The following is a 21049-nucleotide window of genomic DNA, read 5'->3' as shown; positions in this document are numbered from 1 at the left end:
TAAGGTCGCCGACGTGCCCGACCCCGCCGTGCCCCACCCCGTCGTCCTCGAGGTCGAGGTGCCGGTGCGGCTGACCTCCCCGGAGGACACCGTCCCGAGCTACGCCCTGCCCGGGGACGCCGGCGCGGACCTCGCCATCGCCGAGGACCTCGAGCTGGCCCCGTTCCAGCGGGCCCTGGTCGGCACCGGGGTGGCCGTGGCGATCCCCGAGGGCTACGCCGGCTTCGTGCACCCCCGGTCGGGCCTGGCCCACCGGCTGGGCCTGAGCCTGGTCAACGCGCCGGGGACGATCGACGCGGGCTACCGCGGCGAGATCAAGGTCAACCTGGTCAACCTGGACCCCACCACCCCGCTCACCCTCCGCCGCGGCGACCGCGTCGCGCAGCTGGTCGTGCAGCCGGTGGCGCGGGCCCGGTTCGTCCCGGTGGAGCAGCTGCCCGACAGCGCCCGCGGGGCCGGCGGCCACGGCTCCACCGGGGGCCACGGGAGGGCATCGTCGAAGGGACTCAGCTGACATGCCGTTCGGACGGCGACGGAACCGGATCGACCGCAGCCTGCGGGAGCGCGGGGTGCCCCCCGAGCCGCAGCACCGCCCCCGGGAGGTCGAGGCGACCTCGGGGCCGTGGGACGAGGCCGACGCGCCGCAGGACGGCGTGGCCCGCATCGACCTGGGGTCGCTGCGACTGCCCGCGGTGCCCGGCATGGAGCTGCGGGTCGACGTCAACGCCCAGCAGAAGGTGATCGGCGCGACCCTGCGTGCGGGCGAGTCCATGCTGCAGGTGTCGGCGTTCGCCGCGCCGCGCGCCGGCGGCATCTGGGACGACGTCCGGGCAGACCTGGCCCGCAGCGCGTCGGGCCAGGGCGGGTCCCTCCGGGAGGTGGACGGACCGTTCGGCCCCGAGCTGGCCGGCACGATCCTGGTGGCCCAGCCCGCACCACAGGGGCAGCCGGCGCCGAAGCCGGTGCGCCGGGCGGCCCGGTTCCTCGGCGTCGACGGCCCGCGCTGGTTCCTGCGCGGGCTGCTCAGCGGCCCCGCCGCGGAGACCCCCGAGGCGGCCGCGCAGCTGGAGGAGGCGTTCCGGCGGATCGTCGTCGTCCGGGGCAACGAGCCGATGCCGGTCCGCGAGCAGCTGCCGCTGACGCTGCCCCCGCAGGCCGCGGCGCAGGTGGCCGCCCAGCAGGCGGCCCGGCGGCAGGGCGGCGCCCCGACGCCGCCGGCCCCCGGCGCGTGAGCACCGCGCAGGTCGCCTACGGCCCGCACCCCGACCAGTTCCTCGAGCTGACGCTCCCGGCCGGCTCGGGGCGCGCGCCGGTCGTCGTCGTGCTGCACGGCGGGTTCTGGCGCGCTCCCTACGGCATCGAGCTGGCCCGGCCACTGGCCGCCGACCTCGCCGCGGCCGGCTTCGCCGCGGTCGCGGTGGAGTACCGCCGGGTGGGCGCCGGTGGCGGGTGGCCGGTCACCCTCGAGGACGTCGCCGCCGCCGTCGACGCGCTGGCCGACCTCGCCGACGGCGCGGGCGCCGGCCGGCTGGACCTGGACGACGTCACGGTCGTCGGCCACTCCGCCGGCGGCCACCTCGCCGCGTGGGTGGCCGGGCGGGAGCGGCTGCCCGACGGCGCCCCGGGCGCGCGGCCGCGGGTGCCGGTGCGCGCCGCGGTGCTGCAGGCCGGCGTCCTCGACCTGCAGGTGGCCGCCGCACAGCGGATGGGTGACGGCGCGGTGCAGGGCCTGCTGGGCGCGGAGCCGGACGAGGCCCCCGACCGGTACGCCGTCGCCGACCCGGTGCGGCTGGTGCCGGCCGGCGTGGACCTCCTCTGCGTGCACGGCACGGACGACGAGGACGTCCCGCCGGGGCAGAGCACGCGCTACGCGGCGGCCGCCGCGGCAGCCGGCGTGCCGGTGGAGGTCCGCTGGGTGGACGGCGACCACATGGGGCTGATCGACCCCGACGGCGCGCCGTGGGCACTGGTCCGCACGTGGCTGCGGGAGCGCGCCGCGCCCGCGCGCGACGGATCTACGCTGGGACCGTGACGGAGACCCGTTCGGGCGGTTGGCTGGCGCGCACCCTGCAGCGCCTGACCGCCGACGACCAGACCATCGACGCCGAGCGGCTGCGCGAGGGTGCGGTGAGCGCCGGCTGCGAGGCGGTCAGCGCCTGCCGCAAGGGTGAGGTGGTCACCGTGACCGGCCGGCTCAAGTCCGTCGTCTACACCCCGCGCGAGACCGTGCCCACCCTCGAGGCCGAGCTCTTCGACGGCTCCGGGTCGGTGACGCTCGTCTGGCTCGGCCGGCGGCGGATCCCGGGCATCGAGCCCGGGCGCACGCTCAGCGCCCACGGCCGGTTCGCCTCGTTCGACGGCCGGCAGGTCATCTACAACCCCCGGTACGAGCTGAGCGCCGGGTGACGGCTGCGCCCGAGGGGGAGGGGCGTCCCGGGCCGGGCGAGCCCGGCGGTCAGCCTGCGGCGGGTGCACCGGCCGAGCCCGGCGCCGTCGCGTTCGACCGGCACCTGGTGCTGGAGCAGCTCGGTGGCTGGCGCGGCATGGTCGACGCCTCGCTGCCCACGATCGCCTTCATCGTCGGGAACTCCGTCGGCGGGCTGCGGGCCGGGATCTGGGCGGCGGTCGGCGCCGCCGTCCTGGTCTTCGCGCTGCGGCTGGTGCGCCGCGAGAGCATCCAGCAGGCCGTGAGCGGCCTGTTCGGGGTCGCCATCGCCGTGGGCATCGCCGCGGTCTCCGGTCAGGCGCGCGACTTCTTCGTGCCGGGGCTGATCCGCAACGTGGCCCTCGGTGTGGTGCTGGTCGGCTCGATCGCCGTGCGCTGGCCGCTGGTCGGCGTCCTCGCGGAGTTCCTCGCGCCGAGCCACCTCGGGGCGATGGCCTCGCACTCCCTGCCGGGGCTGCGGCAGCGGATCGGCCGGGTCAGCGCCACCCTCCACCACCGGCCGCCGCCGGACCCCGGGACCGGTGCCCGGCCGGCCGACCCCGAGCCGGAGCGGCACTGGCGGGAGGACCCGCGCATGGTGCGCGCCTACTCCTGGCTGACGCTGCTGTGGGGGGCGACGTTCCTGGCGCGGGCCGTCGTCCAGTACGTGCTCTACCGGGCCGACGAGGTGGAGCTGCTCGGCACCGCGTCCCTGGTGCTCGGCCTGCCGGTCACCGCCGTGGAGGTCGTCGTGACCCTGTGGGTCGTGGCCCGGCTGCACCGGCACCGCGCGGTGCCGGAGGGCCGGGAGGAGGCCGATCCGGAGCGGCCGGCCGCCTGAGCGTCAGCCGGCGCGGGCGGGGGAGAGCACCTCCTGCAGCTGCTCCTCGACGTCGGCGTGGGTGACGAACAACAGCTCGTCGCCGGCCTCCAGCGGCTCGTCGGGGCTCGGGGTGATCACCCGTTCGCCGCGCAGGATCGCGGTGAGCACGGTCTCGCGCGGCAGTGGCACCTCGCGCAGCGCCTTGCCCACCCACGGGGTGTCCTCGGCGAGGGTGATCTCCACCAGGTTGGCCGCGCCCTTGCGGAAGCTCATCAGCCGGACGACGTCGCCGACGGTCACCGCCTCCTCGACCAGCGCCGCGAGCACCCGCGGGGTGGAGACGGCGACGTCGACGCCCCAGGCCTCGGTGTAGAGCCACTCGTTGCGGGGGTCCTTGACGCGGGCGACCACCCGGTTGACCGCGAACTCGGTCTTGGCCAGCAGCGACACGACGAGGTTGGCCTTGTCGTCGCCGGTGGCGGCCACCACGACGTCGCAGGTGGCCAGCTGGGCCTCCTCGAGCGAGGACACCTCGCAGGCGTCGGCCTGCACCCACTCGGCGCCCGGCACCGACCGGGTGCGGACCTTGCGGCCGTCCTTCTCGATGAGCATGACGGCGTGGCCGTTGTTGAGCAGCTCGCCGGCGATGGACCGGCCGACGGCGCCGGCACCGACGATGGCGACCCGCATCAGGACTCCCCTCCCTGGGGACCGCGGTCCACGACCTCGTGCACCCGCGGGATGATCGCGTCGGTCGCGGCCACGATGAGCTGGTCGCCGTCCTGCAGGACCGTCGCCGTCGTGGGCAGCTGGGCCTCGCCGAAGCGGACCAGCCAGGCGGCGCGCGCACCGGACCGGGCCTCGAGCTCGGAGAGCTTCCGGCCGACCCAGCCCTCGGTCACGGTGACCCGGATGAGCAGCACCTGACCGGTGGGCTCCCGCCACAGCTCGCTGACCTTGACCGACAGCAGCTCCCGCAGCAGCCGGTTCACCGTCCAGGGGACGGTGGCCACGCTCGGGATGCCCATCCGCTCGTAGACCTCGGCGCGCTTGGAGTCGTAGATGCGCGCGACGACGTGCTGGACACCGAAGGTCTCGCGGGCCACCCGGGCGCTGATGATGTTGGAGTTGTCGCCGCTGCTCACCGCGGCGAAGGCGCCGGCGGAGTCGATGCCGGCGTCCAGGAGGGTCTGGCGGTCGAAGCCCAGGCCGGTCACCTGCCGGCCGGCGAAGTCCGGCCCGAGCCGGCGGAACGCCTCCGGGTCCTGGTCGATGACCGCCACGCTGTGGCCGATCTCCTCGAGCCGGCGGGCGATGGCCGACCCGACGCGGCCGCAGCCCATCACGACCACGTGCACTGGTGAACTCTCCGCTCGACGGTCCAGGGCACCGGCGCCGACCGCCGGCGCTGCCCGGGCGCGAAGCTACACCCGGGCACGGCGGGGGAGCGCTACAACTCACCCTCCCGGCGGGGGCGCGGGGGATCCGGGCGTCCGTACCATCGCCGCCGTGCCATCCCTGTCCGACCTCGGACAACTCCCGAAACGGCTGGTCCTGGGTCGTCCGGTGCGCAGCGACCGCGCCGGCGAGTCCCTGCTGCCCAAGCGCCTCGCGCTACCCATCTTCGCCAGCGACCCGCTCTCCTCCGTGGCCTACGCCACCCAGGAGATCCTCATCGTCCTGACGCTGGCCGGCACCGCGTTCCTGTTCCTCGCGCCGTGGCTGGCGATCGGTGTCGTGCTGCTGCTGGCCACGGTCGTGCTCTCCTACCGGCAGGTGGTGCGGGCCTACCCCTCCGGCGGCGGCGACTACGAGGTGGCGTTCAAGAACCACGGCCAGTTCGCCGGGCTCACCGTGGCCAGTGCACTGCTCGTGGACTACGTGCTCACCGTCGCGGTGTCGGTCGCGGCGGGCACCGACAACATCATCTCGGCGTTCCCGGCCCTCAACGAGCACCGCGTGCTCATCGCCGTGGGCCTGGTGACGCTGCTGGCCGCGGCCAACCTCCGCGGCCTGCGGGAGTCCGGCCGCACCTTCGCCGTCCCCACCTACCTGTTCATCACCGGGATCCTGGTGATGGTCGCCACCGGCCTCGTCCGGGACCTGTTCACCGACTCGCCGGTGGTCGCCGAGACCGCCGGGTTCACGGTGACGCCCGAGCCGGGCTACGGACAGCTCGGCGGGCTGGCGCTGCTGTTCTTCGCGCTGCGCGCCTTCGCCTCCGGGTGCACCGCCCTGACCGGCGTCGAGGCGATCGCCAACGGCGTGCCCGCGTTCAAGCCGCCGAAGAGCAGGAACGCCGCCACGACGCTGGCGCTGATGGGGGGCATCGCCGCGACCATGTTCGCGGGGGTGACCGCCCTGGCCCTCGCAGCCGACGTGAAGTACGTCGAGCACCCCTGCGACCTCGAGGGCTTCGCGAACTGCGAGACCGAGCCGCAGCGCACGGTCATCGCGCAGCTCGCCGCGGCGACCTTCGGCGGGGACACCTCGGTCGGGTTCTTCTACATCCAGGCGGCCACCGCGCTGGTCCTCATCCTGGCAGCCAACACCGCCTTCAACGGCTTCCCGCTGCTGGGCTCGGTACTGGCGCAGGACCGCTTCCTGCCCCGCCAGTTGCACACCCGCGGCGACAAGCTGGTCTACAGCAACGGCATCCTGCTGCTCGCGGGCTTCGCGGCGCTGCTGATCGTCGCCTTCGGCGCCGACGTCAACCGGCTCATCCAGATGTACATCGTCGGCGTCTTCACCAGCTTCTCGATCGGCCAGTGGGGCATGGTCCGGCACTGGAACCGCGAGCTGCGCTCGACGGAGGAGGCCGACGCCCGGCGCCGGATCCGCCGCTCGCAGGCGATCAACGCCGTCGGCGGCTCCCTGACCAGCGTCGTCCTGGTGATCATCGTCGTCACCAAGTTCACCCGCGGTGCGTGGCTGGTCCTGCTGGTGATGCCGGTGCTGTTCCTGCTGATGAAGGCGATCGACCGGCACTACTCGCACGTCGCGGAGCAGCTGGTGCCCGACACCGACTCCCGGACGCTGCCCAGCAAGGTGCACGCCATCGTGCTGGTCTCCAAGGTGCACAAGCCGACGCTGCGGGCGCTGGCCTTCGCCCGGGCCACCCGCCCGGACGTGCTGACCGCCCTCACCGTCAACGTCGACGACGCCGAGACACGGGCGCTGCAGGCGCAGTGGGAGCGCTACGACGTCCCGGTGCCGCTCACCGTGCTGGAGTCGCCGTACCGCGAGATCACCCGGCCGGTCCTCGACTTCGTCAAGGGCATCCGCCGGGACAGCCCGCGCGAGCTCGTGGTGGTCTTCGTGCCGCAGTACGTGGTGGGGCACTGGTGGGAGAACGTGCTGCACAACCAGAGCGCGCTGCGGCTGCGCGCCCGGCTGCAGTTCATGCCGGGCGTCATGATCACGACCGTGCCGTGGCAGCTGGAGAGCTCGGTCGGCCGGGACGACGACAACGGGCGCGGTGGTCCGGCGCCCGGTGACCTGCGCCGCGGGCTGGCCACCGAGGAGCCGGAGGCGACCCCATATGGCTGAGCGACTGGCGATGACGAGACCCGCAGGCGACTGCTGTGGCTGAGCGACCGGCGATGACGAGACCCGCAGGCGACTGCTGTGGCTGAGCGCCGGCGGGGTCCCGGCCGGCGTGGCCAGCGGCCCGGCCGCGCCGACCGGCCCGAGCGCGCCGATCGCGGCGGCGGCTGGACCGGCCGGGAGTTCGAGGTCGTCGTCGGCCCGGTGGCGCACGGCGGGCACTGCGTGGCCCGGCACGAGGGGCGCGTCGTCTTCGTGCGGCACACGCTGCCCGGCGAACGGGTCGTCGTCCGGGTGACCGAGGACCGCCACCCCGGCTTCTGCCGCGCCGACGCGGTCGAGGTGCTCGAGGCCTCGCCCGAGCGGGTGGAGCGGCCGTGCCCGTACAGCGGCCCCGGCCGGTGCGGCGGCTGCGACTGGCAGCACGTGACGCCGGCCGAGCAGCACCGGCTCAAGGCCGCGGTCGTCCGCGAGCAACTGGCCCGGCTGGCCGGCCTGGACGTCGACGTGGTCGTGGAGGAGCTCCCCGGCGGTCCACTGCGCTGGCGCTCGCGGGCTCGCTTCGCCGTCGACCGTTCAGGGACGCCGGGGCTGCGCCGGCACCGGTCGCACGACGTGGTGCCGCTCGCCGACTGCCCGATCACCGTCGAGCCCGCCGCCCGCGCGGTCCTCGACCGCCGCTGGCCCGGCGCCGGGGCGGTGGACGTCGCCGTCGACGGCACCGGAACGGTGACCACCACCCGGCTGGACCGGCAGGGCCGCCCGCAGACGACCCGCGTGCTGCGCCCGGGGGAGGAGGTCCACGCCGAGCCGGCCGGCCGTGCCGCGCGCACCGCCGCCGGGCGGGACTGGGAGGTCGAGGGGACCGGCTTCTGGCAGGTGCACCCCGCGGCCGCCGACGCCCTCGTGGCCGCCGTCGAGGCGTTCGCCGCCGTCGTGCCGGGGGAGACGGTGCTCGACCTCTACGCCGGGGCCGGGCTCTTCGGCGGGGCGCTGGCTCCGGCCGTCGGCTCGGGCGGCCGGGTGGTGTGCGTCGAGGCAGACCCGGCGGCGTGCGCCGCCGCCGAGGCCAACCTCGCACACCTGCCGCAGACCGAGGTCTGGCAGGGAGAGATCGACGCCGAGGGCCTGGAGGAACTGCTCACCGAGCTGGGGACGCCACCGGACGTCGTCGTGCTGGACCCGCCCCGCGCCGGCGCCGGCGCCGCGGTCAGCCGGGTGCTGGCCGGTGCCGGCCCGCGGGCGGTGGTCTACGTCGCCTGCGACCCGGCGTCCCTCGCCCGTGACGTCGCCGTCCTCGGGACGGCGGGGTACCGGCTGGAGGCCGTCCGCGGGTTCGACGCCTTCCCGATGACCGCACACGTGGAGTGCGTCGCCCTGCTGGTCCCCGCCTCGGCTCCCGCGTAGGCGGGCGAGGCCCCCCGTTGGTGTGCACCCGGTTCGGGGATCCGCGGCGTCCCGGGTTGGGGATCGCGACCCGGGCGCGGTCCGGCCATCGTGGGTGCATGTCGTCGTGGGGATGGGTGCTGTTGGCGTGGCCGCTGCCGGCCTCGCTGTTCGCCGTGCTGGTCGGCCGGGGGCTGGCGGTCGCCGACCGTCACGAGGCGGGGCGCCAGCGCCTGTGGTGGGAGTGCGACGCCCGGTGCGGGCACGGCCCGTCGAGCCCCCAGCACGCGTTGACGTACGACAGCGCATCCCGGCCGGGGTCCGCGGTCGCCTGAGCGGTCCGCTCAGAGCGCGCAGCCGCTCCCGGAGGCGATGGGGCCGGCCGTCACGGGGCGGCCCGGGCCGGCGTCGACGATCACCGTGCGCACGCCGGTGAGGCGGCCCATGCAGGAGTCGGCGGACGACGAGCCGCCGTCCCGGCCGTCCACCCAGACGTCCAGCCAGGTCGACGCCGACGACGGGTAGCCGGTGTGGCAGGCGCCGTTCTGCGGGGCGGCACCGTCGCCGCAGGTGTCCTCGACGATGAGGTAGCGGCTCAGCGCCGGCACGTAGAAGCGGGTGCCCGCGGGCCAGTCGAGGGTGTCCTGGCCGCCGGCCTTCGAGTGCCCCACCGCGACGGTGATCGGGTCCTCGTAGGTGCCGGTGCCGCCGGCCTGCCGGTGGACGATCGGGTGGGAGATGCTCGGGCTGCCGGCCGGGGTGTTGTCGAAGTACGAGTAGCCGGTCATGTAGGCCTGGATCTCGCGCTCGCCGGCACCGGTCGCCGCGGGGGCGGGAGCCGGGGCCGCGGCGGGCTTCGGCGCGGGCGCCGGGGTGGACCGGCTCGTGGCGGGTGCGGGGGCCGCTGCGCTCGCCACCGGGGCCGGCGCCGCGGACGACGCCACGCGGGACGCCGCGGACGACGCCCCGCGGGACGCCGCGGTGGTCGGGGCCGCGGTGGGAGCCGGGGCGTCCGTCGTGGGCGCGGGGGTCTCCGACGGCGCCGCGGGGGTGGTCGCCGGTGCGGAGGTGGACGTCGTGGCGGCGGCGGAGGCCGACGTCCGCGAGGCCTGGCCGATGCCGCTGTCCACGGTGGCGGGGGTCGCGGTCTCGACGGCGCTGACCTCCTGCGCCGCGGCGTCCGTCCGGTCGTCGAGCACGAGGGCGCCGCTGCCGGCGACGATCCCCGCGATCGCCAGGCCCCCGATGACCGTGGCGGCGCGCGAGCGTCGGGGGCGGGCGAGGTCGGACGGCGTCCGGCGGTTGGCGGGCATGCGGGGACAGCTCCCTGGGCGGGTCGGGCGACGGCGGGGTGCGGGTCGGGCCGACCCGGCCGCTGAACCCCAACACGGAATGGAGTCGGTCCAGCGCTGTCCGTCACGTTAGCTGGATCGGGTGGGTGACGGAAGGGTCCGGTCCCAGATCACTCCCGGCACCGGTCCGCGGGGCGGGCCGGAGAGGGTCGGTTACCGTTGCTCCCCGTGACCACCTGGGAGTACGCCTCGGTCATCACGGCCAACGACGCGGAGTCCCAGCGGGCAGGGGTGAGCGTGAAGCTCCCCGGTGGCTCGCTGGAGCGGCAGAGCGGGGACACGAGCTCCGTGCTGAACCGGCTCGGCAGCGAGGGGTGGGAGCTGGTCAGCTACCACTCCAGCGGTGCCGGCACCTGGGGGTTCGAGCAGTTCTGGCTCAAGCGCCCGACGTCGGCCTGAGTCCGGGCGCGGCCCCGCGCGCGCCGATCGAACGGGTGTTCGATCCACGGGGCAGAATGGTGCGGTGGACGCGACGCTGCCGCCGGGCTGGCCGGACGCCGTGCGCCCGCCCGGGGCGCCCGACTGGGAGCAGAGCGCGGTCGCGTGGCTGTTCGACCTCGTGCCGCCCGACTACCGCGCCCACGAGGTGCTGCGCCGCTACCCGGTGCTGCTCGCCCGCTTCGCCTCCGACCACGTGCGCGCCGGCCTGGAGGCCGCGCGGGCGGGGTGGCGCACGGTGCGGGTCGAGCTGGCCGACGAGCTGCCCGCCGACGCGATGACCGCGGCGATCACCGCCTACGAGCGCGAGGGCACCCGCCTGGCAGCGGCCGCGCGCGGCGTGGAGGTGGTGGCCGGGGCGCTCCGCGGGGAGCGCTGGGTGCCCCGGTTGTGAGCGGACAGGGGCGTGAGCATCGCAGCGAGGGGCGAGCGAGGAGCGGAGCGCCCCGCGGGAGCGGACCCAGGGTGTTGGAAGCCTCGCTCCAGCCCCCGCTCTCGACCGGAAGAGCGCAGGGAACGCGGCTACAGTTGGTCGGCGGCCGTTGCCGAGCCGTGCACCTGCCGCCGTCAGAGAGGACACCTCCTACTCGTGTCGCTCCTGCGATCGCTCCGCAGCCCCGCCGACCTGAAGGCGCTGCCCGCCGATCAGCTCCCCGCGCTCGCCGCCGAGATCCGCGACGCCCTCGTCACCAGCGTGGCCCGCACCGGCGGTCACCTGGGCCCCAACCTGGGTGCGGTCGAGCTGACCATCGCCCTGCACCGGGTCTTCGACTCCCCGCACGAGCCGATCGTCTTCGACACCGGGCACCAGAGCTACGTGCACAAGATGCTCACCGGCCGGGTGGAGGGCTTCGAGCGGCTGCGCCAGCGCGGCGGCCTCTCCGGGTACCCGAGCCGTGCCGAGAGCGAGCACGACTGGGTCGAGAACAGCCACGCCTCCACCTCGCTGTCCTACGCCGACGGGCTGGCCAAGGCCTTCGCCGTCCGGGGGCAGAGGCGGCCGGTCGTCGCCGTCATCGGGGACGGCGCGCTGACCGGGGGCATGGCCTGGGAGGCGCTGAACAACATCGCCGCCGCCCACGACCGGCCGGTGGTCATCGTGGTCAACGACAACGGCCGCTCGTACTCGCCGACCATCGGCGGCGTCGCCGACGCGCTGGCCACCCTCCGGCTGCGTCCCGGCTACGAGCAGGCGCTGCTGCAGGTCCGCCAGGCGCTGCACCGCGCGCCCGTCCTCGGCTCGGCCCTCTACGACGCGCTGCACGCGATCAAGAAGGGCCTCAAGGACGTCCTCTCGCCGCAGGGCATGTTCGAGGACCTCGGCCTGAAGTACGTCGGCCCCGTCGACGGTCACGACGTCGAGGTGATGGAGTCCGCGCTGCGCCGCGCCCGTTCCTTCGGCGGCCCCGTGATCGTGCACGCGGTCACCACCAAGGGCTTCGGCTACCCGCCGGCCGAGACCGACCAGATCGACGCCTGGCACGCCACCGGTGTGTTCGACCCCGACAGCGGGGCCAGCGCCGCGGCGGCCCGCGACTGGACGGCGGCGTTCTCCGACGAGCTGGTGCGCATCGGCGCCGAGCGCTCCGACGTCGTGGCGATCACCGCGGCGATGCTGCACCCGACCGGGCTGGCCGCGTTCGCCGAGCGTTTCCCCGACCGGACCTTCGACGTCGGCATCGCCGAGCAGCACGCGCTGACCTCGGCCGCGGGCCTGGCGATGGGCGGCCTGCACCCGGTGGTCGCCGTCTACTCGACGTTCCTCAACCGCGCCTTCGACCAGCTGCTCATGGACGTCGCGCTGCACCGCCAGCCGGTCACCGTCGTCCTGGACCGGGCCGGGGTCACCGGCACCGACGGCGCCTCCCACAACGGCATGTGGGACATGTCGATCCTCTCCGTCGTCCCCGGCCTGCGGCTGGCCGCGCCGCGGGACGAGCCGACCCTGCGGGAGGCGCTGCGCGAGGCGGTCGCCGTGACCGACGGGCCCACCGTCGTCCGGTTCCCGAAAGGGGCGCCTCCGGTCGAGCTGCCGGCGCTGGAGCGACGCGGGCCGGTCGACGTCCTGCGCAGCGGGGCGCGGGAGGAGGTGCTGCTGGTCGCCGTCGGGTCGATGGTGCCGATGTGCCTGGCCGCGGCCGAGCGGGCGGCCGACCACGGCATCGAGGTCACCGTCGTCGACCCGCGCTGGGTGCTGCCGGTCGAGCCGGAGCTGGTCGAGCTGGCCGCCGCGCACCGGCTGGTCGTGACCGTCGAGGACGGCGGCCGCGCCGGCGGGGTCGGCACCACGCTGACCCAGGCGCTGCAGGACCGCGGCCACGACGTGCCGGTGCGCGCCCTCGGCCTGCCGCAGCAGTTCCTGGAGCACGGCAGCCGCGGCCAGGTGCTCGCCGACGTCGGCCTGACCGAGCAGGACGTCGCCCGCCGGATCGTCGAGTGGGCCGCGGTGGTCGCCGAGCGCGCGGAGGGGCGCGTGTCGGAGGTCGTCGAGGAGCGGCCGTGAGCGTGATCGCCGAGATACAGGTGGCGCCCTCGCCCCCGGGCACGGCGGAGGACCCCCACGCCCACGTGGAGGCGGCGATCGCGGTCATCCAGGCCTCGGGGCTGCGGTACGAGGTCGGCGCCCTCGGGACGACGCTGGAGGGCGAGGCCGACGAGGTGTGGGCCACGCTGCGCGCCGCGCACGAGGCGATGCTGGCGGCCGGCGCCACCGGCGGGCTGTCGCACATCAAGGTCGCCTCGGTGCAGCGGACGATGGACAGCCTCACCGCCAAGTTCCGCTGAGCCTGCCCCCGCGGGCTCCCCGTGCAGGGCAGGCGCGGCACACTGGACGCAGCGTCCCGGTGCGACGTCGTGATCGGCCTGCTGCCACAGGGCGCCGTGGTCCACATCCGGTGCACGGTGCGTGCCGAGCCGGTCCCGGAGCCGACGGGGACCTTCAGCAGTGACCTGTGGAACGACACGAGCCACGCGGGTACGTCGCCGACATCGCGCTCGCCACGGGCAGCGACGACGCGACCATGCCGCCCTGCTGAGCCGGGTGCACCGCGGTGGTCCGGGGAGGACCACCGCGGTGCCGCCCGTCAGGAGGGGAGGGAGGCCACCCCACGGGGCAGGAAGCGCCTGCCGGTGACCGCCTCGGAGACGCCGGTGCGGTCCAGGTACGCGGAGATGCCGCCCAGCCAGAACGGCCACCCGGCGCCGAGCAGCATGCACAGGTCGATGTCCTGCACCGCCTGCACGACCCCCTCGTCGAGCATCAGCCCGATCTCCTGCGCCAGCGCCCGCTCCGCGTTGGCCCGCAGCTGCTCGGCGGTCAGTGGCGAGTCCCCGGAGTCGATGCCGGCGAGGTCGGGGTCGACCACGCCGGGGGCCGAGAACACCGACGCCTTGCCCAGCTCGACCATGCGCCGCAGCCCCTCGCCGACGGCGAAGCGGTCGGGGTACGCCTCGTGCATCCGCTCGGCCACGTGCAGCGCCACCGGCGGGCCGACCAGCGAGAGCAGCTCGAACGGCGTCATGGGCAGGCCCAGCGGGTCCAGCGCCCGCTCCGCGACGGCGACCGGGGTGCCGGCGTCCACGGCGGCGGTGACCTCGCCGAGGAAGCGGGTCAGCAGCCGGTTGACGACGAACGCCGGGGCGTCGGCGACCAGCACGCACGACTTGCCCAGCGCCTTGCCGACGGCGAACGCGGTCGCCAGCGTGGCGTCGTCGGTCCGCTCGGCGCGCACCACCTCCAGCAGCGGCAGCACCGCCACCGGGTTGAAGAAGTGCAGACCGACGACGCGTTCGGGGTGCTCGAGCTTCGAGGCCATCTCGGTCACCGACAGCGCCGACGTGTTGGTGGCCAGCACGCACTCCGGCGAGACGACGGCCTCCACCTCGGCGAAGACCTGCTGCTTGACCGACAGCTCCTCGAACACCGCCTCGACGACGAGGTCGGCGTCGGCGAAGACGTCCTTGGACAGCGAGCCGGTGACCAGCCCGCGGAGCCGGTTGAGCGCGTCCGGCGACAGGCGGCCGCGGGAGGCCAGCTCCTCCAGCTGCGCGTGGACCCAGCCGACACCCTTGTCGACCCGAGCCTGGTCGACGTCGGTCAGCACGACGGGCACCTGCAGCCGCCGCACGAACAGCAGCGCCAGCTGGGAGGCCATGAGCCCGGCGCCGACGACGCCGACCTTGGTGATCGTGCGGGCCAGCTTCCGGTCCGGGGCGCCGGCCGGGCGCTTGGCCCGCCGGTTGACCAGGTCGAAGGAGTAGAGGCCGGCCCGCAGCTCGTCGCTCATGAGCAGGTCGGTCAGGGCGTCGTCCTCGGCGGCGGTCCCGGCCGGAAAGGCGTCGCCCTCGACGCCGGCCCGGGCCAGGTCGAGCAGCTCCACGGCCCGCAGCGCGCCCGGGGAGGCGTTGCGGGTGCGGCCGGCGACGATCGCGCGGGCCCGGGCGATCGCGCCGTCCCACGCTGCCCGGTCGACCGCGGGACGGGACACGGGGACGTCGCCGCCCAGCACGCCGGCCGCCCACTCCAGCGAGCGCTCCAGGAAGTCGGCCGGCTCGAACACCGCGTCGGCGATGCCCAGGCGGGCGGCGGCCGGGCCGGGCGTCGTCCTGTTCTGCGCCAGGGCGTTCTCGACGATCACCGTGACCGCCGGGTGGATGCCGATCAGGTTCGGCAGTAACTGTGTGCCGCCCCAGCCGGGCACCAGGCCGAGGAAGACCTCGGGGAAGGCGACGACGGCGGTCGTGGCGATCGTCCGGTGGTGGCAGTGCAGCGCCAGCTCCAGGCCGCCGCCCATCGCCGCGCCGTTGACGAAGGCGAACGTCGGTACCGCCGACTCCTTGAGCCGGCGGAACACCCGGTGGCCGGTCTCGGCCATCTCGCGGGCGTCGTCGGCCGAGGTGATCGACGGGACGCCGGAGAGGTCCGCGCCGACGGCGAAGACGAACGGCTTGCCGGTGACGGCGATCGCGGCCGGGGGAGGGGAGTGGGCGGCGATCTCGTCGAGGGCGGCGTCCAGCGAGGCGAGCCCCGCCGGACCGAAGGTGGACGGGCGGGTGTGGTCGTGCCCGTTGTCCAGGGTGATCAGCGCGACCTCGCCGGCGACGCCCGGCACGGCCAGGTACCGGACCCGCGCGGCGGTGACGACCTCGTCCTCGAACACGGCGCTCATGCCGCGGCCCCTTCCCAGTTCGGGTTCTCCCAGATCACGGTGCCGCCCATGCCGAGACCGATGCACATCGCGGTGAGGCCGTAGCGGACGTCGGGCCGCTCGGCGAACTGGCGCGACAGCTGGGTCATCAGCCGCACGCCCGAGGAGGCCAGCGGGTGGCCGACGGCGATGGCGCCGCCCCACGGGTTGACCCGCTCGTCGTCGTCGGCGATGCCGAAGTGGTCCAGGAACGCGAGCACCTGGACGGCGAAGGCCTCGTTGAGCTCGAACAGGCCGATGTCCTCGATCGACAGGCCGGTGCGGGCCAGCGCCTTCTCGGTGGAGGGCACCGGACCCACGCCCATCACCTCGGGCTCGACGCCGGCGAAGCCGTAGCCGACCAGCCGCATGCCGATGGTCAGGCCCAGCTCGCGGGCGACCTCCTCGGCGGCGAGCAGGCAGCCGGTGGCGCCGTCGTTGAGGCCCGCCGCGTTGCCGGCGGTCACGTGCCCGTGCGGGCGGAACGGCGTCTTGAGGGCGGCCAGGCCGTCGAGGGTGGTGTTCGGGCGCGGAGGCTCGTCCACCGTGGCCAGACCCCAGCCCTGCTCGGCCGAGCGGGTCGCGACCGGGACCAGCTCGGGGCCGATCTGCCCGTTGGCCACGGCCTTGGCGTACCGCTGCTGGCTGGCCAGGGCGAACGCGTCGGCGCGCTCCTTGGTCAGATGCGGGAAGCGGTCGTGCAGGTTCTCGGCCGTGGAGCCCATCACCAGCGCGGAGCCGTCGACGATCTTCTCGCTGAAGAACCGCGGGTTCGGGTCGGCGCCCTCGCCCATGGGGTGGCGGCCCATGTGCTCGACCCCGCCGGCGATGGCGACGTCGTAGGCGCCGAAGGCGATGCCGGACGCGGTGGTGGTGACGGCGGTCATCGCGCCGGCGCACATGCGGTCGATGGCGTAGCCGGGGACGCTCGTCGGCAGCCCGGCCAGCAGCGCGGCGGTGCGGCCGATGGTCAGCCCCTGGTCGCCGATCTGGGTGGTGGCGGCGATGGCGACCTCGTCGACCCGGTCGGCCGGCAGCGACGGGTTGCGCCGCAGCAGCTCGCGGATGCAGCGCACGACGAGGTCGTCGGCGCGCGTCTCGGCGTAGATGCCCTTCGGGCCGGCCTTGCCGAAGGGGGTGCGCACGCCGTCGACGAAGACGACCTCACGCAGCGAGCGGGACATGGGACCTCCGCAGCAGGGACACCGGCCGGTGACCACCGGCCGCCCTCAAGTTACCCGCTGGTAACCGCCGTGGCCAAGAAGGGCGAGATCTGCACGCCGGCGGCCGTCACGGGGTCGGAGACCGCCGGTGGGCAGACCGCGCGACGAGAGGTGGAGCGGCTCAGGCGCGGGTGACCGCGTCGGTCAGCAGGTCGCCGGTGAGCTCGATCTGCCACTCGCGGGCGCCGCCGGCGCGCAGGGCCGCGGCCACCGACCCGGCGTCGCGCTGCTCCGGCGGGCTCCACATGAGCCGCCGGACGAGGTCGGGGGAGAGCAGGTTCTCCACCGGCACGCTGTGCTTCGCCGACAGCTCGGCCAACCCGGCGCGGGCCACCTGCAGGCGGGCGGCGGCGGCCGGGTCCCGGTCGGCCCAGCGGTTGACCGGCGGCGGGCCGTCGCCGGGCTTGCTGTGCAGCGGCAGCTCGGCGTCCGGCAGCTCGCGGCCGCGGGCCAGCGCGCCGAACCAGGTGCCCACCAGCTTGCGGTTGGCGCGGCCGCGGAAGACCGGCAGCTCCAGCAGCGCCGCCTCCGACCGCGGGTCGGCCTGGACGGCGGAGACCATCGCGGCGTCGGGCAGCACCCGGCCCGGGGCGACGTCGCGGCGGCGGGCCAGGTCGTCGCGTGCCTGCCACAGCGAGCGCAGCATGCCCAGCTGCCGCCGGTTGCGCAGGCCGTGCACGCCGGAGGTGCGCCGCCACGGATCGGCCTTCGGTGCCGGGGGGCCCGCGGCGAGGATCGCCTCGAACTCCTGGCGCGCCCACTCGGTCTTGCCCTGCTCCTCGAGGACCTCGGCCAGCGCGTCCCGCAGGTCGACCAGCACCTCGACGTCCAGGGCGGCGTAGACCAGCCACTCCTCGGGCAGCGGCCGGGTGCTCCAGTCGGCGGCCGAGTGACCCTTCTGCAGCGAGAACCCGAGCAGCGACTCGACGACCGCGCCCAGGCCCACCCGCGGCAGCCCGGCCAGGCGGGCGGCCAGCTCGGTGTCGAAGACGCGCGCGGGCACCAGACCGATCTCGGCCAGGCAGGGGAGGTCCTGGTTGGCGGCGTGCAGCACCCACTCGGCGTCCGCGATCGCCTCCTGGATCACCGAGAGGTCGGGGAGGGGGACCGGGTCGACCAGGCCGGTGCCGGCGCCGGCCCGGCGCAGCTGGACGAGGTAGGCCCGCTGGCCGTAGCGGTACCCGGAGGCCCGCTCGGCGTCCACGGCGACGGGGCCGGTGCCGCCGCGCAGCGCGTCGGCGTACTCCACCAGAGCGGTCGAGGTCTCGATGACCGGGGGCAGGCCCTCGCGCGGGGCGAGCAGCGGGATCGCCGGGGGAGCGGTCTGCTCCTCGTCCGGCTCCGGGATGGGCTCGGTGCTCAGCGCTCGTCCACCTTCTCGCCCGTGTCGTCAGCGTGTGCAGCACCGGCAGCGCGCAGCTCCGCGGAACGGGACCGCAGGGGCCGGGGGAGTGGGCAACCGGCGCGGGGGCGCCGAACGCCCCCTCGGGACACCGATGTTAGAGAGTCCCGCCGCCGGAGGGGCCGGAGGGACCCAGCAGCCGGACGCCGGGGGGCGGTAGCCCGGCCGCGGTGCCCAGCACCTCCAGCCAGGCCAGCAGGTGGCGGTCCAGGGCGCTGTCCTCGGCGGTCCAGGAGGCGCGGATCTCGACGTCCACCGAGTGCTCGGGCCCGGCCAGCTCGCCGAAGCGGGTGGAGGCGGTGCGGGTGACCGTGCCGCCGACGGCGTGGTGCGTGGCGCCGGCCTCGGCGAGGGCGTCGGTGAGCCAGCTCCACGCGACCTCGGAGAACATCGCGTCGTCGACCATGTGCTCGTCGGTGGCCGCCGAGAGGTACCCGACGCAGCGGGTGGTGCCGGCCCACGACTCGTGGCCGGCCGGGTCGTGCAGCACGATGAACCGGCCGGTGGCGACCTCGACCTCGTCCTCGCCGTCCGGCTCGGTGACCAGCGCACCCACCGCGTGGGCGTACGGCGCCAGCCGCTGCGGGGCGGGGATGGTCTCCAGCGTGATCTCCGGCCGGGTGGTCACGCCGGCCAGCGCCTCCAGGGCAGCCCGGAACTCCGGGGGGACGTCGCCGGTCCGGTCGCCCGCGCCGGGCCCGGCACCGGCCAGGCTGGAAGGCTCCACGTTCGCAGGGTAGGGCGCCGACCGGCCCCGCGCGGCCGACGCGCCGCACCGTTCTGGGAGGATCGACGGTCGTGACCACCCCCGGCTCCTCCCTCCCCGCCGACTCCGACCTCGTGCGGGCCGCGCGCGGCCTGCCGGTGAGCCGGACCCCGGTGTGGTTCATGCGCCAGGCCGGCCGCTCGCTGCCGGAGTACCGCGCGCTGCGGGCCGGCACGGCGATGCTCGAGGCCTGCCAGGACCCCGACCTGGTCACCGAGATCACCCTGCAGCCGGTCCGCCGGCACGGGGTGGACGCCGCGATCCTCTTCTCCGACATCGTGCTGCCCCTGGTGGTGGCCGGCGTGGACATCGAGATAAAGCCCGGCGTCGGGCCGGTCGTGGCCCAGCCGGTGCGCACCGTCGCCGACGTCGACGCGCTGCCGCCGCTGGAGCCCGAGCGGCTGGCCTTCCTCGAGACGGCGGTGCGCCGGCTGGTCGCCGAGCTCGGCCCGACGCCGCTGATCGGCTTCGCGGGCGCGCCGTTCACCCTCGCCACCTACCTGATCGAGGGCGGCCCGTCGAAGGAGCACGCCCGCACCAAGGCGTTCATGTACGCCGAGCCCGAGGCGTGGACCCGGCTGCTGGACCGGCTGGCGGTCTCGGCGGCGACGTTCCTGCGCGCCCAGGTCGACGCCGGCGCCTCGGCGGTCCAGCTGTTCGACTCGTGGGCCGGGGTGCTGTCGGCGGCCGACTACGCCGAGCGGGTGCTGCCGCACTCGCGGGCGGTGTTCGACGGGCTGGGCGACCGGGACGTGCCGCGCATCCACTTCGGCGTCGGCACCGGCGAGCTGCTGCCGCTCATCGGGGACGCCGGCGCCGACGTCGTGGGCGTCGACTGGCGGGTGCCCCTGGACGAGGCGGCGCGCCGGGTGGGGCCGCAGCGGTCGCTGCAGGGCAACCTCGACCCCGCCGTCCTGCTCGCGGACCGGGCGACCGTCGACCGCGAGGTGCGCCGGGTCGTCGAGCAGGGCCGCGCCGCCCGCGGGCACGTGTTCAACCTGGGCCACGGCGTTCTGCCGGACACCGACCCGGGCGTCCTCACCCACGTCGCCGAGCTGGTCCACGAGCTGTCGGCCAGATGAGCCGCCTGGTCGTCGTGGGGGCCGGGATCACCGGCCTGGCCGCGGCGTTCGAGTGGCGCCGGCGGCGTCCGGACGACGAGATCGTGGTCCTCGAGGCCGGGGACCGGGTCGGCGGGAAGCTCGGCCGGGTCGAGCTGGCCGGGCACTGGTACGACACCGGACCCGAGGCGATGCTCGCCCGGGTGCCCGAGGCCGTGGAGCTGGTGGAGCGGCTCGGGCTGGCCGACCGGCTGGTCCGCCCCGCCACCACGCAGGCGTCGGTCGTGCTCCCCGACGGCCGGCACCGGCTGCCGGCCGGCACCGTGCTCGGCGTCCCCGCCTCGGCCGAGGGCCTCGACGGCATCCTGACCCCGGACGGCGTGGCCCGGGTGGCGGCGGAGGCGCAGCTGCCGCCGCTCACCCTGGACGGCGACGTCGCCGTCGGCACCCTCCTGCGGGAGCGGCTCGGCGACGAGGTGGTCGACCGGCTGGTCGAGCCGCTGCTCGGCGGCGTCTACGCGGGGCGCGCCGACGAGCTGTCGCTGACCGCGACCATGCCCGCGCTGGCGGCGCACCTGCCGCGGGCCGGGTCCGTGCTCGGCGCGGCGGCCGCCGCCCGCGACGCCGGCGCCCGCAGCCGCTTCGACGCCGACGCGCCGGTGTTCGTGACCGTGTCCGACGGCATCGGCGGGCTGCCTGACGCGCTGGTGGAGGCGTCCGGCGCCGGCGTCCGGCTGGGCACGCCCGCGCACGCGCTGACCCGGACCCCGACCGGATTCGAGCTCTCGATCGGCCCGGCCGCCGCCCCGCAGACGCTGACCGCCGACGCCGTCCTCGTCACCGCGCCGGCGCCCAAGGCGGCGCGGCTGCTGGCCCGGGTGGCGCCGGACGCGGTCGAGCCGCTGCAGGGGATCCCGTACGCCTCGATGGCCGTCGTCGCGATGGCCTTCCCCGCGCAGCAGGTCGCGGCCGGCTCCGGGCTGCTGGTGCCCCCGGTGACCGGCCGGCTGGTCAAGGGCGTCACCGTGTCGTCGGCCAAGTGGCCGCACCTGACCGGCGAGCACCTGCTGGTGCGTTCGTCGGTCGGCCGGTTCCGCGACGAGTCGCAGCTGCAGAGGTCCGACGACGACCTCGCCGCCGCCGTGGTCGCCGACGTCGCCGACCTGCTGGAGCTGTCCCGGCCGGAGCCGGTGGCGACGCGGGTGGTGCGCTGGGGCGGCGGGCTGCCGCAGTACCTGGTCGGTCACCAGGAGCGGGTCGACGCCGTGCGGACGGCGGTCAGCGCGGTGCCGGGCCTGGCGATCGCGGGTGCGGCGTTCCGCGGGGTGGGCGTCCCCGCCTGCATCCGCGACGCCTACCACGCCCTCGACGCGCTGTCCTGATCCGTGGCCGGGGCCACCCTGGCCGCGGGCATCACCACGGGGCGGCCGTTGTTGAGCTC

Annotated in this window: 21 protein-coding genes; 14 read left to right on the top strand and 7 right to left on the bottom strand. The window is 75.6% G+C overall.

All coding sequences use genetic code 11. The features are described 5' to 3' along the window. Positions 1–13: 13 nt before the first annotated feature. The 5 genes from dut to ACI784_RS19800 are packed head-to-tail and all read left to right on the top strand — an operon-like array spanning position 14 to position 3266. A complete protein-coding gene (dut, locus tag ACI784_RS19820) occupies positions 14–514 on the top strand; it encodes a dUTP diphosphatase (RefSeq protein WP_457014610.1) in 501 nt (166 codons plus the stop codon). Position 515: 1 nt separating this feature from the next. Next, complete coding sequence (locus ACI784_RS19815) at positions 516–1232, top strand: DUF3710 domain-containing protein (RefSeq protein ID WP_457014609.1); 717 nt, start codon at positions 516–518, stop codon at positions 1230–1232. After that, positions 1229–2032: an alpha/beta hydrolase family protein gene (locus tag ACI784_RS19810; RefSeq protein WP_456924602.1), complete on the top strand. Its 804-nt coding sequence runs from the start codon at positions 1229–1231 to the stop codon at positions 2030–2032. The genes ACI784_RS19815 and ACI784_RS19810 overlap by 4 nt, the downstream gene beginning before the upstream one ends. Further along, complete coding sequence (locus tag ACI784_RS19805) at positions 2029–2406, top strand: OB-fold nucleic acid binding domain-containing protein (RefSeq protein WP_456924601.1); 378 nt, start codon at positions 2029–2031, stop codon at positions 2404–2406. Before ACI784_RS19810 ends, ACI784_RS19805 begins: the two co-directional genes overlap by 4 nt. After that, positions 2403–3266, top strand: a complete 864-nt coding sequence (locus ACI784_RS19800; RefSeq protein ID WP_457014608.1) for a DUF3159 domain-containing protein — start codon at positions 2403–2405, stop codon at positions 3264–3266. The genes ACI784_RS19805 and ACI784_RS19800 overlap by 4 nt, the downstream gene beginning before the upstream one ends. A 3-nt stretch (positions 3267–3269) precedes the next feature. On the opposite strand, the gene ACI784_RS19795 is transcribed toward ACI784_RS19800, so the two are convergent. After that, positions 3270–3938 (bottom strand): potassium channel family protein, encoded by a 669-nt coding sequence (locus tag ACI784_RS19795; protein ID WP_456924599.1) that lies wholly within the window; start codon positions 3936–3938, stop codon positions 3270–3272. Continuing rightward, on the bottom strand, positions 3938–4606 hold the full coding sequence (locus tag ACI784_RS19790) for a potassium channel family protein (protein ID WP_456924598.1): 669 nt from the start codon (positions 4604–4606) through the stop codon (positions 3938–3940). Before ACI784_RS19790 ends, ACI784_RS19795 begins: the two co-directional genes overlap by 1 nt. A gap of 151 nt (positions 4607–4757) precedes the next feature. On the opposite strand from ACI784_RS19790, the gene ACI784_RS19785 reads away from it, so the two are divergent. The 3 genes from ACI784_RS19785 to ACI784_RS19775 all read left to right on the top strand — a co-directional run bounded on the left by ACI784_RS19785 (position 4758) and on the right by ACI784_RS19775 (position 8515). Then, positions 4758–6797 carry an APC family permease gene (locus ACI784_RS19785; protein WP_456924597.1) on the top strand — a complete coding sequence of 680 codons (2040 nt, stop codon included), beginning with the start codon at positions 4758–4760 and terminating at the stop codon, positions 6795–6797. A 78-nt stretch (positions 6798–6875) separates the two neighbouring features. Beyond that, a complete protein-coding gene (locus tag ACI784_RS19780) occupies positions 6876–8201 on the top strand; it encodes a class I SAM-dependent RNA methyltransferase (protein WP_457014607.1) in 1326 nt (441 codons plus the stop codon). A gap of 98 nt (positions 8202–8299) precedes the next feature. Continuing rightward, positions 8300–8515, top strand: coding sequence for a hypothetical protein (locus ACI784_RS19775; RefSeq protein ID WP_457014606.1), 216 nt, complete (start codon positions 8300–8302; stop codon positions 8513–8515). Positions 8516–8524: 9 nt separating this feature from the next. Here the strand turns inward: ACI784_RS19775 and ACI784_RS19770 are convergent, their stop codons facing one another. Further along, the gene (locus tag ACI784_RS19770) at positions 8525–9493 is read right to left on the bottom strand and encodes a hypothetical protein (RefSeq protein ID WP_457014605.1); all 969 of its coding nucleotides are present in this window, start codon (positions 9491–9493) and stop codon (positions 8525–8527) included. Between the two features lie 207 nt (positions 9494–9700). Here ACI784_RS19770 and ACI784_RS19765 point away from each other — a divergent pair, with 207 nt between their 5' ends. The 4 genes from ACI784_RS19765 to ACI784_RS19750 all read left to right on the top strand — a co-directional run bounded on the left by ACI784_RS19765 (position 9701) and on the right by ACI784_RS19750 (position 12754). Continuing rightward, positions 9701–9931 carry a DUF4177 domain-containing protein gene (locus ACI784_RS19765; protein ID WP_456850979.1) on the top strand — a complete coding sequence of 77 codons (231 nt, stop codon included), beginning with the start codon at positions 9701–9703 and terminating at the stop codon, positions 9929–9931. 64 nt (positions 9932–9995) lie between these two features. Continuing rightward, a complete protein-coding gene (locus ACI784_RS19760) occupies positions 9996–10364 on the top strand; it encodes a hypothetical protein (protein ID WP_456924593.1) in 369 nt (122 codons plus the stop codon). 195 nt (positions 10365–10559) lie between these two features. Then, on the top strand, positions 10560–12473 hold the full coding sequence (gene dxs, locus ACI784_RS19755; RefSeq protein ID WP_457014604.1) for a 1-deoxy-D-xylulose-5-phosphate synthase: 1914 nt from the start codon (positions 10560–10562) through the stop codon (positions 12471–12473). After that, positions 12470–12754 carry a thiamine-binding protein gene (locus tag ACI784_RS19750; RefSeq protein WP_457014603.1) on the top strand — a complete coding sequence of 95 codons (285 nt, stop codon included), beginning with the start codon at positions 12470–12472 and terminating at the stop codon, positions 12752–12754. Before dxs ends, ACI784_RS19750 begins: the two co-directional genes overlap by 4 nt. Before the next feature lie 299 nt (positions 12755–13053). On the opposite strand, the gene ACI784_RS19745 is transcribed toward ACI784_RS19750, so the two are convergent. The 4 genes from ACI784_RS19745 to ACI784_RS19730 form a co-directional block, all read right to left on the bottom strand. Then, complete coding sequence (locus ACI784_RS19745) at positions 13054–15138, bottom strand: 3-hydroxyacyl-CoA dehydrogenase NAD-binding domain-containing protein (RefSeq protein WP_457014602.1); 2085 nt, start codon at positions 15136–15138, stop codon at positions 13054–13056. Further along, complete coding sequence (locus ACI784_RS19740; RefSeq protein WP_457014601.1) at positions 15135–16340, bottom strand: thiolase family protein; 1206 nt, start codon at positions 16338–16340, stop codon at positions 15135–15137. The genes ACI784_RS19745 and ACI784_RS19740 overlap by 4 nt, the downstream gene beginning before the upstream one ends. Positions 16341–16500: 160 nt before the next feature. Beyond that, complete coding sequence (locus ACI784_RS19735) at positions 16501–17727, bottom strand: HRDC domain-containing protein (RefSeq protein ID WP_457014615.1); 1227 nt, start codon at positions 17725–17727, stop codon at positions 16501–16503. Positions 17728–17878: 151 nt separating this feature from the next. Continuing rightward, a complete protein-coding gene (locus ACI784_RS19730) occupies positions 17879–18508 on the bottom strand; it encodes a DUF3000 domain-containing protein (RefSeq protein ID WP_456924587.1) in 630 nt (209 codons plus the stop codon). Positions 18509–18579: 71 nt separating this feature from the next. Between ACI784_RS19730 and hemE the strand changes: the two genes are divergently transcribed. Both hemE and hemG read left to right on the top strand, forming a co-directional pair. After that, positions 18580–19629, top strand: coding sequence for a uroporphyrinogen decarboxylase (hemE, locus tag ACI784_RS19725; RefSeq protein WP_456924586.1), 1050 nt, complete (start codon positions 18580–18582; stop codon positions 19627–19629). Beyond that, entirely contained in the window at positions 19626–20990 is a 1365-nt protein-coding gene (gene hemG, locus ACI784_RS19720) for a protoporphyrinogen oxidase (RefSeq protein WP_457014600.1), read from the top strand. Before hemE ends, hemG begins: the two co-directional genes overlap by 4 nt. Positions 20991–21049 lie beyond the last annotated feature (59 nt).

It is taken from the genome of Geodermatophilus sp. SYSU D01186, assembly GCF_054050215.1.
The sequence above is the reverse complement of the archived record's forward strand: the minus strand, read 5'-3'. Positions and strand labels throughout refer to the sequence as shown.

What these genes read in the sequence shown, in the direction of transcription:
- ACI784_RS19815 (WP_457014609.1), top strand. Translation starts at nt 516, where the DNA reads ATGCCGTTCGGACGGCGACGGAACCGGATCGACCGCAGCCTGCGGGAG.
- ACI784_RS19795 (WP_456924599.1), bottom strand. Translation starts at nt 3,938, where the DNA reads ATGCGGGTCGCCATCGTCGGTGCCGGCGCCGTCGGCCGGTCCATCGCC.
- ACI784_RS19775 (WP_457014606.1), top strand. Translation starts at nt 8,300, where the DNA reads ATGTCGTCGTGGGGATGGGTGCTGTTGGCGTGGCCGCTGCCGGCCTCG.
- ACI784_RS19770 (WP_457014605.1), bottom strand. Translation starts at nt 9,493, where the DNA reads ATGCCCGCCAACCGCCGGACGCCGTCCGACCTCGCCCGCCCCCGACGC.
- ACI784_RS19745 (WP_457014602.1), bottom strand. Translation starts at nt 15,138, where the DNA reads ATGAGCGCCGTGTTCGAGGACGAGGTCGTCACCGCCGCGCGGGTCCGG.
- ACI784_RS19740 (WP_457014601.1), bottom strand. Translation starts at nt 16,340, where the DNA reads ATGTCCCGCTCGCTGCGTGAGGTCGTCTTCGTCGACGGCGTGCGCACC.
- hemG (WP_457014600.1), top strand. Translation starts at nt 19,626, where the DNA reads ATGAGCCGCCTGGTCGTCGTGGGGGCCGGGATCACCGGCCTGGCCGCG.